General features: G+C 63.0%; 13 protein-coding genes. 11 read left to right on the top strand and 2 right to left on the bottom strand.

The features are described from left to right. Positions 1-6 precede the first annotated feature (6 nt). Positions 7-903 (bottom strand): LysR family transcriptional regulator, encoded by an 897-nt coding sequence (locus tag AC1RMG_RS16095; RefSeq protein ID WP_019093103.1) that lies wholly within the window; start codon positions 901-903, stop codon positions 7-9. A 101-nt stretch (positions 904-1004) separates the two neighbouring features. Here AC1RMG_RS16095 and AC1RMG_RS16090 point away from each other — a divergent pair, with 101 nt between their 5' ends. The 6 genes from AC1RMG_RS16090 to AC1RMG_RS16065 all read left to right on the top strand — a co-directional run bounded on the left by AC1RMG_RS16090 (position 1005) and on the right by AC1RMG_RS16065 (position 6853). After that, the gene (locus tag AC1RMG_RS16090; RefSeq protein ID WP_493169608.1) at positions 1005-1775 is read left to right on the top strand and encodes a sulfite exporter TauE/SafE family protein; all 771 of its coding nucleotides are present in this window, start codon (positions 1005-1007) and stop codon (positions 1773-1775) included. 132 nt (positions 1776-1907) lie between these two features. Continuing rightward, entirely contained in the window at positions 1908-2456 is a 549-nt protein-coding gene (locus AC1RMG_RS16085; RefSeq protein WP_011063194.1) for a hypothetical protein, read from the top strand. A gap of 116 nt (positions 2457-2572) precedes the next feature. Further along, positions 2573-4042, top strand: a complete 1470-nt coding sequence (guaB, locus tag AC1RMG_RS16080; RefSeq protein ID WP_493169606.1) for an IMP dehydrogenase — start codon at positions 2573-2575, stop codon at positions 4040-4042. 104 nt (positions 4043-4146) lie between these two features. Then, positions 4147-5724, top strand: coding sequence for a glutamine-hydrolyzing GMP synthase (guaA, locus tag AC1RMG_RS16075; protein ID WP_011063192.1), 1578 nt, complete (start codon positions 4147-4149; stop codon positions 5722-5724). Positions 5725-6047: 323 nt separating this feature from the next. Continuing rightward, positions 6048-6326, top strand: coding sequence for a hypothetical protein (locus AC1RMG_RS16070; protein WP_125062142.1), 279 nt, complete (start codon positions 6048-6050; stop codon positions 6324-6326). A 5-nt stretch (positions 6327-6331) separates the two neighbouring features. After that, on the top strand, positions 6332-6853 hold the full coding sequence (locus tag AC1RMG_RS16065; protein ID WP_053153583.1) for a helix-turn-helix transcriptional regulator: 522 nt from the start codon (positions 6332-6334) through the stop codon (positions 6851-6853). Between the two features lie 16 nt (positions 6854-6869). Here the strand turns inward: AC1RMG_RS16065 and treR are convergent, their stop codons facing one another. Beyond that, a complete protein-coding gene (treR, locus tag AC1RMG_RS16060) occupies positions 6870-7574 on the bottom strand; it encodes a trehalose operon repressor (protein WP_011063188.1) in 705 nt (234 codons plus the stop codon). Between the two features lie 229 nt (positions 7575-7803). On the opposite strand from treR, the gene treP reads away from it, so the two are divergent. From treP to AC1RMG_RS16035, 5 genes are all read left to right on the top strand, one after another. After that, positions 7804-9246, top strand: coding sequence for a PTS system trehalose-specific EIIBC component (treP, locus tag AC1RMG_RS16055; RefSeq protein WP_011063187.1), 1443 nt, complete (start codon positions 7804-7806; stop codon positions 9244-9246). A 60-nt stretch (positions 9247-9306) separates the two neighbouring features. Then, positions 9307-10956 carry an alpha,alpha-phosphotrehalase gene (gene treC, locus AC1RMG_RS16050; RefSeq protein WP_493169603.1) on the top strand — a complete coding sequence of 550 codons (1650 nt, stop codon included), beginning with the start codon at positions 9307-9309 and terminating at the stop codon, positions 10954-10956. Positions 10957-11090: 134 nt separating this feature from the next. Then, positions 11091-12314 carry a maltoporin gene (locus AC1RMG_RS16045; RefSeq protein WP_011063185.1) on the top strand — a complete coding sequence of 408 codons (1224 nt, stop codon included), beginning with the start codon at positions 11091-11093 and terminating at the stop codon, positions 12312-12314. Positions 12315-12374: 60 nt separating this feature from the next. Then, positions 12375-14912, top strand: a complete 2538-nt coding sequence (gene ptsP / locus AC1RMG_RS16040) for a phosphoenolpyruvate--protein phosphotransferase (RefSeq protein ID WP_493169601.1) — start codon at positions 12375-12377, stop codon at positions 14910-14912. A 2-nt stretch (positions 14913-14914) separates the two neighbouring features. Further along, entirely contained in the window at positions 14915-15205 is a 291-nt protein-coding gene (locus tag AC1RMG_RS16035; RefSeq protein ID WP_011063183.1) for a PTS sugar transporter subunit IIB, read from the top strand. Positions 15206-15218 lie beyond the last annotated feature (13 nt).

The raw sequence follows: 15218 nt of genomic DNA, 5'->3' as shown, positions 1-15218 counted from the left end.
AATCAACTACAAGTGATTGCGAAAATGTTCGACGAATTGCGCCACCAGGGGCGTCGGCTCCTGTCGGTAGGCGAGGGCCACGGTGCTCTGGCAATCGGCATCCGCCAGCGGCAGGAAGCGGATGCTGGCCGGGGCGATGTCCTGCATCGACTCCGGCAGCAGGGCGATGCCGAAGCCGGCCTGGATCAGTTGCAATTGGGTGGTCTTGCGCGACATCACCCGCGCCGCCCTGGGAAAAAAGCCCTGGCGCATGCACAGCTCGGCCGAGAGGTAACTCAAGCCGCCCCGCTGGGGGTGGGGGATGGAGATGAAGGCTTCCTCGCGAAGCTGGGCCAGGTCGACGCCCCCGGCCGGAGGGTCCAGCGCCAGTGGGTGCTGAGGTGGCACCGCCAGCAGCAAGGGTTCGGCGAACAGGGGCGTGATCTGTACACCTGCCCGTTGACGTAACACCGGCAGGCGCAACAGGCCGATATCCAGGTGCCCCTGCGCCAACTCTTCCAGTTGCGCCTCGGAAGACAGCTTGGCGATGTCCATCGAGGCTCCAGGGCAATGCTGCAAGTAGCTGCCGATGCCCTGGAGTAGCCGGCCGCTCATGGGCACGGTGCTGGAGTGGCTCAGGCGCAAGGTGCCCAATTGCCCCAGGCCTACCTGAGTGGCCAGTTCGCTGGCCTTGTGCAATTCGCTCAGCAGGTTGCGTGCCTTGGGGAAAAACGCTTCACCGGCCGCCGTCAGCCGCGGCAGGCGCGCGGTGCGCTCGAACAGTGGGGTCTGCAATTGGTTTTCCAGCTCCTTGATCTGCCGGCTGAGGGCTGACTGGGCGACGAACAGGCGCTCGGCGGCGGCGCTGAAGCTGCCGCATTCGGCGATTTCCACGAAATAGCGCAGTTGGCGGGTCGAAATCACGAGGCATGCCTTTTTGCGATGAGTTGGCGACTTGGACGATATTAGTCGCAAGGCTCACTGCTGGCTAAAGTCACTGCGTATTCAACTGGGAAGTCGCAGCGATGAGCGTGGTAATCGAGGGTTTGAACCAGTGGTCTTTCGGCCCGGGCAGTTGGTTGGTGATCGGCCTGGGCATCGCGCTGGCGTACATAGTGTTCGGCATTGCCGGGTTCGGTACGGCGCTGGTGGCCGGGCCGGTGCTGATCCTGTTCATGCCGCTGTCGAAGATCGTGCCGCTGCTGGTGCTCCTGGATTTTGTCGCAGCCTTTGGCAACCTTCTGCCCTCGCGCAAGGATGTGGCCAGGCCGGAGTTGCTGCGCCTGTTGCCCTGCATGGCAGTAGGTTGCACCTTGGGGGTGATCTTCCTGCTCAACCTCAAATCCGATCTGTTGCTGCTATTGATGGGGCTGTTCATCAGTGCCTATGCCATCTACAGCCTGTGGGTGAAGGCGCGTCCGACCCAACTGGCGGCCAGCTGGGCGGTGCCGATGGGGATTGTCGGTGGGCTGTTTGGCGCCCTCTTCGGCAGTGGCGGCTTTCTATATGCCATCTACCTGAACAGCCGCCTGCCCAAGGACCCGGCGCGGGCGACCCAGAGCGCGCTGATCAGTTGCAGCACCGTGGTGCGCCTGAGCCTGTTCGCCCTGGCCGGGGTCTATGCCGAGTTGCCGCTGCTGCTATTGGCGCTATGCCTGTTGCCGGCGATGGCCTTGGGGTCGTGGATTGGCCGCCGGCTGACGATGAAACTGTCCCGGGAGGCTTTTGTACGCCTGGTGACCTGGCTGGTGCTGGCCAGTGGCGTTGCCTTGATCGGCCGTTACCTGAGCACTTGACCTGCTGGGGCCAGGGATTAAGCTGCGGGCCTTTGAATTCGTTCGCCGGCAGGCCGGCTCCTACAATTGATGACAGGAGCCGGCTTGCCGGCGAAAGCGTGAGTACCGTCCCCGCATGTTCCAGGCTTATCCATGAACTCCCAAAGCATCCTCGTCCCGAAAATTTCCACCCTGCCGGTGCACGAGCCCCGGGCCCGGGCGATCGTGCGCTGGCTGGTGCGCAAGAACATCGTCGAGGAAAGCCTCAGCACCTGCGGGCGCACGGGCAATCGCATGGGGCACGCCATTGCCGCCGGGGCACGGGAGGTGGTGCTGCGGCCAGAGGCGCTGCCCTTCGGCGAGCCGATCAATGGCCTGGAAATCATCACCAAGCGCTGCATCTATACCCCGGCCAAGGGCTTTCTCGAGGAAGCGGGCTGTGCCGAGTGCCGGCAGGAAATCGGTGAGGCGCTGTTCGAAAGCCTGGAAGACTGGATGCCAGGGCGTACCGACAACTTCACCTGCCCCGAATGCGGCCATGAAGATGACATCAACGGCTTTCTGTTTCTTCAGGAATGCGGTTTTTCCAACTTGGGCTTTATCTTCAACAACTGGGCCGAAGCGGGTTTTAAACAGAGCTTTATCGACGAGTTCGCCGACTGGCTGGATCAGCCGATAAGTTGGGTCAAGGTCGAGTTGTAGCGCGCGGATATCTCCATCTATCACTCCAGCGATATTAGCCAGAGTTTTACATTGAGCCCGGGTAGCTGTCTGAGTATAATGGCGCGCTTCCATTTTCCCGCCCGGGAGCCCCCGCGATGCTGCGTATCAGCCAAGAAGCCCTCACCTTCGACGACATTCTCCTAGTGCCCGGTTATTCCGAAGTACTGCCTAATGAAGTCAGTCTTAAGACCCGTTTGACCCGTGGCATCGAGCTGAATATTCCACTGGTTTCCGCCGCCATGGACACCGTCACTGAAGCCCGTCTGGCAATCGCCATGGCTCAGGAAGGCGGCATCGGCATCATCCACAAGAACATGACCATCGAGCAGCAGGCTGCCGAAGTGCGCAAGGTCAAGCGTTTCGAAGCCGGTGTGGTCAAGGACCCGATCACCATCGAGGCCGACGCCACCGTGCGTGACCTGCTCGAACTGACCAGCATGCATAACATCTCCGGTGTGCCGGTACTGCACAACGGCGACCTGGTGGGCATCGTGACTTCCCGTGACGTGCGTTTCGAAAGCCGTCTGGAAGTCAGCGTCCGTGAAGTGATGACGCCTAAAGAGCGCCTGGTCACGGTCAAGGAAGGCGCCGACAAGACCGCCGTCCGCGAGCTGCTGCACAAGCACCGCATCGAGCGTGTACTGATCGTCGACGACGCCTTCGCTCTCAAGGGCATGATGACCGTCAACGATATCGAGAAAGCCAAGGCTTACCCGCTGGCCAGCAAGGACGACCAGGGTCGCCTGCGCGTCGGCGCTGCGGTCGGTACTGGCAAGGACACTGGCGATCGCGTTGCTGCGCTGGTCAATGCCGGTGTCGACGTGGTGGTGGTGGACACCGCCCACGGTCACTCCAAAGGCGTGATCGACCGCGTTCGCTGGGTCAAAGAGAACTTCCCGCAAGTGCAGGTGATCGGCGGCAACATCGCCACTGGCGCTGCCGCCAAGGCCCTGGCCGACGCTGGCGCCGACGCAGTCAAGGTCGGTATCGGCCCGGGCTCGATCTGCACCACCCGTATCGTTGCCGGTGTTGGCGTGCCGCAAATCAGCGCCATCGCCAATGTTGCAGCGGCGCTGGTAGGCACTGGCGTGCCGCTGATCGCCGACGGCGGTATCCGGTTCTCCGGTGACCTGTCCAAGGCCATCGTCGCCGGTGCTTCCTGCGTGATGATGGGTTCGATGTTCGCCGGTACCGAAGAGGCTCCAGGCGAGATCGAGCTGTTCCAGGGCCGCTCCTACAAGGCTTACCGTGGCATGGGTTCCCTGGGCGCCATGTCCCAGGCCCAGGGCTCTTCCGACCGCTACTTCCAGGACTCCTCCGCGGGTGCCGAGAAGCTGGTGCCGGAAGGTATCGAAGGTCGCGTGCCGTACAAGGGCACCCTGACCGCGATCATCCATCAGCTGATGGGCGGCCTGCGTTCTTCCATGGGCTACACCGGTAGCGCCAACATCGAAGAAATGCGCACCAAGCCGGAGTTTGTCCGCATCACCGGTGCCGGCATGGCTGAATCCCACGTCCACGACGTGCAGATCACCAAGGAAGCGCCAAACTATCGCGTAGGTTGATAGTGATCGCCTCCAGGCCAAGGCCCGGAGGCGATTGACGAATTTAGTAACCGGGGCTGTGTTTTTCAGCCCCGTGTCGTTTCTGAAATTAGACGAGACTGACCATGGCCCTCGACATTCACGCTCACCGTATCCTGATCCTCGACTTCGGTTCCCAGTACACCCAACTGATCGCCCGCCGTGTGCGCGAGATCGGGGTCTACTGCGAACTGCATCCGTTCGACATGGACGACGAAGCGATCCGCGAATTCGCTCCCAAAGGTGTCATCCTCGCCGGCGGCCCCGAATCCGTGCACGAAGCCAACAGCCCTCGCTGCCCGCAGGCGGTGTTTGACCTGGGCGTCCCGGTCTTCGGCATCTGCTACGGCATGCAGACCATGGCCGAGCAGTTGGGCGGCAAGGTCGAAGGTTCCGAGCTGCGTGAGTTCGGCTATGCCCGGGTTGATGTGGTCGGCAAGAGCCGCCTGCTGGACGGCATCGAAGACCACGTCGACGCCGACGGCCTGTTCGGCCTAGATGTCTGGATGAGCCACGGTGACAAGGTCACCAAGATGCCGGAAGACTTCCACATCCTGGCCAGCACCCCGAGCTGCCCGATTGCCGGCATGTTCAACGACGACCTGCGCTACTACGGCGTGCAGTTCCACCCGGAAGTGACCCACACCAAGCAGGGCGGTCGCATCCTGTCGCGCTTCATCCTCGACATCTGCGGCTGTGAAGCGCTGTGGACCCCGTCGAAGATCGCCGAGGACGCCATTGCCCAGATCCGTGCCCAGGTGGGCACCGACAACGTGCTGCTGGGCCTGTCCGGCGGCGTCGACTCCTCGGTGGTCGCGGCCCTGCTGCACAAGGCCATCGGCGACCAGCTGACCTGCGTCTTCGTCGACAACGGCCTGCTGCGCCTGCACGAAGGCGAGCAAGTAATGGCCATGTTCGCCGAGAACATGGGCGTCAAGGTGATCCGCGCCAACGCCGAGGAGCAGTTCCTCAATAACCTGGCCGGCGAAGCCGACCCGGAGAAGAAGCGCAAGATCATCGGCCGTACCTTCATCGACGTGTTCGATGCCGAATCCTGCAAGCTGGAAAACATCAAGTACCTGGCCCAGGGCACCATCTACCCGGACGTGATCGAGTCGGCTGGCGCGAAAAGCGGCAAGGCCCACGTGATCAAGTCGCACCACAACGTGGGCGGCCTGCCGGAAGAAATGAACCTCAAGCTGGTCGAGCCACTGCGCGAGCTGTTCAAGGACGAAGTCCGTCGTCTGGGCCTGGAACTGGGCCTGCCGTACGACATGGTCTACCGTCACCCGTTCCCGGGCCCGGGCCTGGGTGTGCGCATCCTTGGTGAAGTGAAGAAGGAATACGCCGACCTGCTGCGTCGCGCCGACCACATCTTCATCGAAGAGCTGCGCAAGGCCGACTGGTACCACAAGGTCAGCCAGGCATTCGTGGTGTTCCAGCCGGTGAAATCCGTGGGCGTGGTAGGTGATGGCCGTCGTTACGCCTGGGTCGTGGCCCTGCGCGCCGTGGAAACCATCGACTTCATGACCGCACGTTGGGCGCACCTGCCTTACGAACTGCTGGAAACCGTCAGCGGCCGGATCATCAACGAGATCGAAGGCATCTCCCGCGTCACCTACGACGTGTCGAGCAAGCCGCCGGCCACGATTGAGTGGGAATGATCGGGGCCGAGTGATCGGCGCTTGATCCATTCGCGTTAGCCAATGGCGATCGGGACCTTCGGGTGTCGATCGCCATTGTCGTTTCTGGGGGATTGCCTGCGGTACACATCGGCATTTGTGTTGCAGGACCTTTGGAAGCGGCGCTTTTTCGCCTTCCGGCAATATCACGTAAGACATGCTCGGCCCCTTGTCCTGGGCTTCTCTCTACCCTTGGATCTCCCCCCGCCTGTTTTTGCTGCGGCTTGTTCGCGGCGGGGTTTGATCGGAGGGTACAAGGTTGTCGGTTGACAACCTTGTGTGACTGGCGATACTGGAGGCTATGGATGGCTCGTGCAACTCATCCCAAGAAGGACATTGAAATGGCCCTGCGCTACGCCGAATGGCAGGGCTGGAGCATCGAGGTCGGCGGTGGTCATGCCTGGGGGCGGATCTACTGTCCGTACAACAACGAAGTGTGTCGCTGTGGCGAGTTTTGCATCACCAGCGTATGGCGCACGCCGAAGAACCCGACCCAGCACGCCCGGGCGTTATGCCGGGTGATCGATAACTGCACCCTGAACCAGCTGCGTGGAGCCAAGTCGCCGGCAGCCCGCAAGGAGTAAGCACCATGGAATACCTGTTCACCCTCAACTACCTGCTGCCGCTGGAGGGCTGTGATCCGCTGCAACTGGTGGAGCGCCTCGGTGCGGCGGGTTGCACCGACGTCCTGGTGGGCACCGGCCTGGCCGGGCGCCTGGCCCTGGAGTTCAGTCGCGAGGCCGAGAGTGCCGAAGCGGCGCTGCTCAGTGCCCTGGGGGATATCAAGCGGATCATTCCCGAAGCGCGGCTGGTGGAGGCCAGCCCGGATTTTGTCGGCCTCAGCGAGATCGCCGAGATCGTCGGCGTGTCCCGGCAGAACATGCGCAAGCTGATGCTCGGCCATGCCGACAGCTTTCCCCTGGCGATCCATGAAGGCAGCGCTTCGCTGTGGCACTTGGCGGAGGTCCTGAGCTGGCTGGACAGCAAGGGCGGCTACGCCCTCAAGCACCCGGTGATCGAGGTGGCGCGGGTGGCGCAGCAGGTGAACACCGCCAAGGAGTCGAAGCGCATCGGCCCCCTCAGCGGTGAACTGGTGGCCTTGCTGGGCTGATGGGGCAGGGTGGGGCTTAGCGCCGCGCCACGTCGGAGAAGTAGAACTTGTCCAGGGTGTGCCGTGATTCGGTGTACTCGAACTGGCGCCCGTCCTGGAGAAAGGTCTGGTTGCTCACCACGATCACGTGGCTCTGGCCGTCCAGGTCGAGCAACTGCTGGTCGTCCTTGCTCCGCGGGCTGGCCTCGATGGTGCGTTGGGCGTAGCTGATGCTCAATTGCAGGGTTTGTTCGATGTAGGCATAGATCGACTGCTCGGCGATCTGCCGGTCCAGCCCTGGAATCAGATCGGCGACAAAGTGGTTGATGTCGAGAATCACCCGTTTGCCGTCAATGCGCCTGACCCGCTTGATCCGGGTGATCAGGCTGCCTTCTTCGGCTTGCAGATGGGCCCGCAGCGGGCCTTCGAGAGGAAACTGGCTGAACTCCACCACCTCGGTGCTGACGTCATCCCCCAGCCCTGGATAGGTTTCCTGGAAGCTGACGATGCCGCCCAGTTGGAACTCGATGGGATTGGGCGAGAGCACGAAGGTGCCCTTGCCGTGGATCTTCTGCGCGAAGCCGCGCTCCTGCAGCAGTTCGATGGCCTTGCGCACGGTGCCGCGGCTGGCCTGGTAGCTGTCCATCAGTTCGCTTTCCGAAGGCAGGCGGGCGCCACGCTCCAGACGTTCGGTGGTGATGCTGGCAAGCAGATCGCTGTAGATCTGGTTGTATTTGCTCATGGGATGGCTCTGTGCCGCGCTGTGCTCAAGGCAGGCACCTTAAGGGCTGCGCGGGGTATTTGTCCATGTACCTGGCAGGCCGGAGTCGGCTCGGAAAAGCACATTTCGAGCGTTGGCTCGAAGAAAAATCCAAACTCGTCTGTACGAGTTATTGATTTAACTCGTACAGACGAGTAGTTTCCTCCTCGGCGTGCTGCCAATAACAAAAATCTCAGGTGGAAGAACGAGCATGAGCCACGACTATTCAACGATCGCCAGCGAGTTGCTGCACAGCCTCGGTGGCGCCGACAACCTCGAGCAGGCTGCCCATTGCGTGACCCGCCTGCGCCTGGCCCTGAAGGACCCGAGCCGGGTCGACAGCGCCACGCTCAACCAGATCGACCTGGTCAAGGGATCGTTCTTCACCGGTGGCCTGTTCCAGGTCGTGATCGGCCCCGGCGAAGTGGAAAAGGTCTATGCGGCGCTGCGTGAGCAGACTGGCCTTGCGGCCTCGACCATTGCCGATGTGAAGGACAAGGGCGCGCAGAAGACCCACGCCATGCAGCGCCTGGTGCGGGTGTTCTCCGATGTGTTCATGCCTATCCTGCCGGCCCTGATCATCGCCGGCCTGCTGATGGGGGTGAACAACCTGCTGGGTGCCAAGGGCATGTTCATCGAGGGCCAGACCCTGCTCGAGGCCTACCCGGGCCTGGACGGGCTGTGGAGCCTGATCAACCTGATGGCCAACACTTCCTTCGTGTTCCTGCCGGCCCTGGTGGGCTGGTCGGCGGCCAAGCGCTTCGGCGGCAGCGAGATCCTCGGCATCGTCCTGGGCCTGATGCTGGTGCACCCGGACCTGCTCAACGCCTGGAACTACGGCAAGGCCGTGGCCGGGCTGGATGGCCAGAGCCTGCCGTACTTCGACATCCTCGGCCTGTTCCAGATCGAGAAGGTCGGCTACCAGGGGCAGATCCTGCCGATCCTGCTGGCAGCCTATGTGATGAGCGTGATCGAAAAATGGCTGCGGGCCCGGGTGCCCAACGCCATTACCCTGCTGGTGGTGCCCATCACCACCATCGTGGTCACCGGGGTGCTGGCCCTGGCGATCATCGGCCCGGTGACCCGCCATCTGGGGATCCTGATCACCGAAGGCGTGGTCACCCTGTTCGACCTGGCGCCGGTGGTGGGTGGGGCGATCTTTGGCCTCCTCTATGCGCCGCTGGTGATCACCGGCATGCACCACATGTTCCTGGCGGTCGATCTGCAACTGATCTCCACCCAGGGCGGCACCTTTATCTGGCCCATGATCGTCATGTCCAACCTGGCCCAGGGCAGCGCGGCCCTGGCGGTGTTCACCATGAGCCGCAATGCCCGGGACCGCAGCATGGCTTCGACCTCGGCGATCTCGGCCTATTTCGGCATCACCGAGCCGGCGATGTTCGGCGTCAACCTGCGCTACAAGTTTCCGTTCTATGCCGCGCTGATCGGTTCGGCCCTGGGCAGCATCTTCCTCTCGCTGAACAAGGTCCAGGCCTCGGCTATCGGCGTCGGTGGGCTGCCGGGGTTCATCTCGATCATTCCGCAATACATCCCGATGTTCGTGATCGGTATGGTCGTCGCCCTGGTGGTGCCTTTCGTCCTGACCTGCGGCCTGAGCCTGAAGATCATCCGTCCCGGCTACCGAGTGGCCTGACCGGCCCTGCAGGAGCCGGCTCGCCGGCGAATGCCCTCGCACTTTCCAAAGGATTCCCCCATGCAAGACTGGCAGCGTTCGGTGATCTACCAGATCTACCCGAAAAGTTTTCACAGCCACCAAGGGCAGGCCACCGGCGACCTGCTGGGAGTGGTGGACAAGCTCGACTACCTGCACTGGCTGGGGGTCGATTGCCTGTGGTTGACCCCGTTCCTGCGTTCGCCGCAACGCGACAACGGCTATGACATCAGCGACTACTACGCCATCGATCCCAGCTACGGCAGCATGGCCGACTGCGAGTTGCTGATCGCCGAGGCCGGCAAGCGCGGGATCAAGCTGATGCTGGACATCGTGGTCAACCACACCTCCATCGAGCACGCCTGGTTCCAGCAGGCCCGCAGCAGCCTGGACAACCCCTACCGGGATTTCTACATCTGGCGCGATGAGCCCAACAACTGGGAGTCCAAGTTCGGCGGCTCTGCCTGGGAATACGAGGCACAGACCGGGCAGTACTACCTGCACCTGTTCGATCACACCCAGGCCGACCTCAACTGGGACAACCCACGGGTGCGCGCCGAAGTCTTCAAGATGATGCGCTTCTGGCGGGACAAGGGCGTCGGCGGCTTTCGCCTCGACGTGATCAACCTCATCTCCAAGCCTGCGGACTTCCCCGAGGACCAGAGTGATGGCCGGCGCTTCTATACCGATGGCCCGAACGTTCATGAGTACTTGCAGGAAATGCATCGGGAAGTGTTCGCCGGCCATGACCTGGTGAATGTCGGCGAGATGTCGTCCACCCGCCTGGAACACTGCATCCGCTACTCGAACCCGGAGTCGAAGGAGCTGTCCATGACCTTCAACTTCCATCACCTGAAGGTGGATTACCCCAATCAGCAGAAGTGGTTGCGGGCCGATTTCGACTTCCTTGAACTCAAGCGCATCCTGTCCGACTGGCAGTGCGGCATGCAGGCCGGTGGCGGCTGGAATGCGCTGTTCTGGTGTAACCACGACCAGCCCCGGGTGGTCTCGCGCTTTGGCGACGACGGCGAACACCGTGTGGTGTCGGCGAAGATGCTGGCCACCGCATTGCACCTGCTGCAGGGCACGCCCTTTGTCTATCAGGGCGAAGAGCTGGGCATGACCAATCCGCATTTCCAGCGCATCGAGCAGTATCGCGACGTCGAGACCCTGAACATCTACCGCCTCAAGCGCGAGGCCGGTGAAGAGCCGCAGGCCATCATGGCGGCGATCCAGCAGAAGTCCCGGGACAACGGGCGTACGCCAATGCAGTGGAGTGCCGGGGCCAATGCCGGTTTCAGCAGCGGCACCCCCTGGATCGAGGTTTCGGCCAACGCTGGCCAGATCAATGTCCAGGCACAGCTCGACGACCCGCAATCAGTGCTGCACCACTATCGCCAATTGATCGCGTTGCGCCGTGAGCAGGGTTTGATCCAGCACGGCGTCTATCGCCAATTGCTGCCCGAGCATCCGCAGGTCTGGGCCTACGTGCGGGAAGGGCAGGGCGAGCGACTGCTGGTGGTGAACAACTTCTACGGTTCGCCGTGCGAGGTTGAATTGCCGCAGGAGGTCATCGAGCCGGGCATGCAGCAGCGTCTGCTGATCAGCAACTACCCGGGGGATGGCGCCCGCAGCCGGCATTTGCGGCTGCGGCCCTATGAGTCCTTCGTCTTGCACCTGACCGACTGCTGACAATCCTCGCAGAAGCTGCCGGGCGGTTTGCGTCTGCCGTGAATGCGCTGTTGCAGATACAGCGCAGGGCTTCGTTCGTCGGCAAGCCGGCTTCTGTGGATCGAAATATCACAATAAAAATAATGGGGTGGCTTATGAAAACAACAATAAATCGCGGCCTGGCGGCGTCCTGCCTGTGCCTGGCATTGCCCTTTCCGGCCCAGGCCCTGGAGTTCGCCGGCTACTTGCGCAGCGGCCTTGGCACTTCGGTCAACAGCGGCCCGCAATCCTGCTTTCAGCTACCCGGCGCGCCCTCCAAGTACCGCCTGGGCAACGAGTGCGAGCAGTACGCCGAGCTTGAGCTGCGCCAGGACCTGTACACCCTGGAGGACGGTTCGGTACTCAGCGTCGACGGCATGGCCTCGCTCTACAACCGCTACGACCGCAACCTGACCTTCCAGGGCGAAAACGGCTCGGCGCGCATGCCGCAGATGTACGCCCAGTGGTCGAACCTGCCCAGCCTCAATGGCGGCTCGCTGTGGGCCGGGCGCCGTTACTACAAGCGTAACGACATCCATATTTCCGACTTCTACTACTGGAACCAGAGCGCCACCGGCGGCGGGGTCGAGGACGTGCGCATCGGCGATCTGAAATACAGCTACGCCTTTTCCCGCAAGGACAATCTCTACCAGAAGCAGGCCGTGAGCCGTCACGACTTCAACGTTGCCGGTTTCCAGACCAACCCCGGCGGCGAGCTGGAGCTGGGCCTGAGCTACCTGGAAAAGCCTGATCGCCGTGGTGCCCACAATGGCTGGGCGATCACCACCCAGCATGTGCAGAAAGACTTTTTCGGCGGCAAGAACAAACTGGCCCTGCAATACGGTGAGGGGCCCGGTACCGGCCTGGGCTACACCGGCAATCCCTACCTGGATGACGGCAACAAGAGCTATCGCCTGGTGGAGTTCTTCGATTGGCAGGTCACCCCGCGCTTCGGCGGCCAGGTAGAGGCGGTCTATCAGAAGGACATTCGCCCCGACGGCCAGGACCAGAACTGGATCTCCCTGGGTGTGCGCCCGGCCTATGCCATCACCGAACAGTTCAAGCTCGTGACCGAGTTTGGCCACGATCAGGTGGAGGCGCCCGGTGGCACCCGCAAACTCAGCAAGTTCACCTTCGCGCCCACCTGGTCGCCCAAGGGGCCGGAGTTCTGGGCGCGGCCCGAGGTGCGCCTGTATTACACCTATGCCAGTTGGAACGAGGCCGCCAAACGCGCGGCCAACGAACTGGCGGCCGGCTCCGCGCTGTCCGACAGTGGTGTCTTCGGCACTGCCCGACACGGGGCGAACGTCGGTTTGCAGGTCGAGTACTGGTGGAAATAAGCGATGCTGTCGGGGCTCGCGCTCCATCGGCACTTCAAGGAATCATTAGCAGGTGACGTCATGGCCATAACCCAACCCTTGCAATTGCTCGCGCCCCTGTCCGGGGTGCTGCTGCCCCTGGACCAGGTTCCGGACCCGGTGTTTTCCAGCCGGGTGATCGGCGACGGCGTGTGCATCGACCCGACTTCCCAGACCCTCTGCGCACCTCTGTCCGGGGTGATCAGCAACCTGCAGCGCAGCGGCCATGCGGTGAGCATCACTGGTGAACAGGGCCAGCAGGTGCTGATGCACATCGGGCTGGATACGGTGAACCTCGCGGGCAAGGGCTTCACCTGTCTGGTCGAGGAGGGTCAGCAGGTCTCGGCAGGCCAGCCGCTGATTGAGTTCGATGCTGATTATCTGGCCCGGCACGCGCGCAGCCTGTTGACCCTGATGCTGGTGGTCAGTGGCGAGGCGGTGACGGGGCTGGTGTCCGGCAGCCTGCTGGTGGAGCTGGGACAGCCGGTGTTGCAGATCGAGCCCGCCTGCGCAGAGGAAGGGGCCAAGGTCGAGGGCGCTGAAGCAGAGGCGCTGTTTTCCAAACCGCTGATCCTGGGCAACCCCCAGGGGCTGCACGCACGCCCGGCGGCGTTGCTGGCCCAGGCCGCCAAGGGCTTTGCCGCGAATATCTGCCTGCACCGGCGCCAGGACTCGGCCAATGCCAAGTCCCTGGTGTCGATCATGGCGTTGCAGACGGTGCAGGGCGATGTCTTGCAGGTCAGTGCTGCGGGTGCGGATGCCGAGCAGGCGATCCAGGTTCTGGTGGAGCTGCTGGCCTCGGGTTGTGGCGAGAACGTCAGTGCTGCGACGCCGAGTCCTGAGCCAGTAGCGGCGCGGGATGAGTCGTTGGAGACGGTTCTGCGGGGTGTCTGTGCGTCACCGGGTTCGGCGGTCGGCCAGGTGGTCCATGTGGCTGAGCAGCGCCTGCAGATAAGCGAGTGGGCGGCAAACCCGCAGCAGGAGCGTGAAGTCCTTGAGCGGGCCTTGCGAGAGGCGGTGCGGGGCCTGCAACAGCTGCGGGACAATGCCCCGGGTGAAGCACAGCAGGAAATCTTCCGTGCCCACCAGGAACTCCTCGACGACCCGAGCCTGTTGCAGCAAACCGAAGCCCTGATCGTCGCCGGCAAGAGCGCCGCCTTTGCCTGGAACAGTGCCATCGAGGTTACCGCCGAGCTGTTCAAGGGCCTGGGCAGTACGCTGCTGGCTGAGCGCGCGGTGGATCTGGCGGACGTCGGCCAACGGGTGCTCAAGCTGATTCTCGGGGTGCAAGAGCATGCCGTGAGCTTGCCGGACCAGGCCATTCTGATTGCCGAGCAACTGACGCCCTCGCAGACCGCCAGCCTGGACACGGCCAAGGTGCTGGGGTTTGCCACTGTCGGCGGCGGCGCCACCAGCCACGTGGCGATTCTCGCCCGAGCCCTGGGCCTGCCGGCGATCTGTGGGCTGTCGCCCCGGGTCCTGTCCCTGGCCAACGGCACCCGGGTGTTGCTGGATGCCGATCGCGGCGAACTGCATACGGACCCTGACCCGCAACGCTTGCAGCAACTGGAGGCCCTGCGTCAGCAGCAACGCCTGCGCCAGCGTCAGGACCTGGCCCAGGCGGCGCAACCGGCGGTGACCCGCGATGGTCATCATCTGGAGGTCACGGCCAACATTGCCTCTCTGGCGGAGGCCGAGCAGGCCATGAGCCTGGGAGGCGAGGGCGTCGGCCTGTTGCGTTCGGAGTTCCTCTACCAGGACCGCAGCCACGCCCCCAGCCTGGAGGAGCAGGCTGAAACCTATCGGGCCATCGCCCAGGCCCTGGGCCCTGAGCGCAATCTGGTGGTGCGCACCCTGGACGTGGGCGGCGACAAGCCCCTGGCCTATGTGCCCATGGACAGTGAAGCCAACCCTTTTCTCGGCCTGCGGGGCATCCGCCTGTGCCTGGAGCGTCCCGAACTGCTGCGGGAGCAGTTCCGGGCGATTCTCGCCAGCGCCGGGCAGGCACGCCTGCACATCATGTTGCCCATGGTCAGCCAGCTGGCGGAGCTGCGTCAGGCGCGGCAGCTACTGGATGACGAGGTTCGGGCCCTGGGCCTGGCGGAAAGGCCCAAGTTGGGCATCATGATCGAGGTGCCTTCGGCGGCCCTGATGGCAGACCGCTTTGCTCCGGAGGTGGATTTCTTCTCCATCGGCACCAACGACCTGACCCAGTACACCCTGGCCATGGACCGTGATCATCCGCGCCTGGCCAGTCAGGCCGACAGCTTCCACCCGTCGGTGCTGCGTCTGATCGCGCGAACGGTGCAGGCCGCCCATGCCCACGGCAAGTGGGTCGGAGTCTGTGGTGCACTGGCGTCCGAAACCCTGGCAGTGCCGCTGTTGCTGGGCCTGGGGGTGGACGAACTGTCGGTGAGCGTGCCGTTGATTCCGGCCATCAAGGCCCGGGTACGCGAGCTGGATCTGAGCGAATGCCAGGCGCTGGCAGCTCGGATCATCGATCTGGAGGACGCGGTTCAGGTACGTGAATACCTGCACAAGCAGCAAGTCGCAGCCGATTCACTGGTTCTGGAGAACTGAAAATGTTCGAGAAATTGCAACGCGCGTTCTGGAAAGCCCTGACTCCGGACCTGATCCCTGATCAGCCGAAGGCCCCCAGGGCCAACGGCAATGTTCTGAATGACGCAATGCTGGCGGCGCTGGGTGGCAGCGCCAACATCAAGAGCCAGCAACCCCTGGCCCTGACCCGCCTGCGCCTTGAGCTGCATGATCCGCAACTGCTGGACAGCAGTGCCTTGCGCGTAGCGGGGGTACCGGCGGTGATGCCCCTGGCCGGTGGCGTGGTGCACCTGCTGTTGGGATTGCAGGGCTGAGGGGGCTGTTCGA

It is taken from the genome of Pseudomonas sp. GW822-FHT04H02 (assembly GCF_058800645.1).
Note: the sequence above shows the minus strand (reverse complement) of the source record. Positions and strands in the feature narration are given on the sequence as shown.

What these genes read in the sequence shown, in the direction of transcription:
- AC1RMG_RS16090 (WP_493169608.1), top strand. Translation starts at nt 1,005, where the DNA reads ATGAGCGTGGTAATCGAGGGTTTGAACCAGTGGTCTTTCGGCCCGGGC.
- AC1RMG_RS16085 (WP_011063194.1), top strand. Translation starts at nt 1,908, where the DNA reads ATGAACTCCCAAAGCATCCTCGTCCCGAAAATTTCCACCCTGCCGGTG.
- guaB (WP_493169606.1), top strand. Translation starts at nt 2,573, where the DNA reads ATGCTGCGTATCAGCCAAGAAGCCCTCACCTTCGACGACATTCTCCTA.
- guaA (WP_011063192.1), top strand. Translation starts at nt 4,147, where the DNA reads ATGGCCCTCGACATTCACGCTCACCGTATCCTGATCCTCGACTTCGGT.
- AC1RMG_RS16070 (WP_125062142.1), top strand. Translation starts at nt 6,048, where the DNA reads ATGGCTCGTGCAACTCATCCCAAGAAGGACATTGAAATGGCCCTGCGC.
- AC1RMG_RS16065 (WP_053153583.1), top strand. Translation starts at nt 6,332, where the DNA reads ATGGAATACCTGTTCACCCTCAACTACCTGCTGCCGCTGGAGGGCTGT.
- treR (WP_011063188.1), bottom strand. Translation starts at nt 7,574, where the DNA reads ATGAGCAAATACAACCAGATCTACAGCGATCTGCTTGCCAGCATCACC.
- treP (WP_011063187.1), top strand. Translation starts at nt 7,804, where the DNA reads ATGAGCCACGACTATTCAACGATCGCCAGCGAGTTGCTGCACAGCCTC.
- treC (WP_493169603.1), top strand. Translation starts at nt 9,307, where the DNA reads ATGCAAGACTGGCAGCGTTCGGTGATCTACCAGATCTACCCGAAAAGT.
- AC1RMG_RS16045 (WP_011063185.1), top strand. Translation starts at nt 11,091, where the DNA reads ATGAAAACAACAATAAATCGCGGCCTGGCGGCGTCCTGCCTGTGCCTG.
- ptsP (WP_493169601.1), top strand. Translation starts at nt 12,375, where the DNA reads ATGGCCATAACCCAACCCTTGCAATTGCTCGCGCCCCTGTCCGGGGTG.
- AC1RMG_RS16035 (WP_011063183.1), top strand. Translation starts at nt 14,915, where the DNA reads ATGTTCGAGAAATTGCAACGCGCGTTCTGGAAAGCCCTGACTCCGGAC.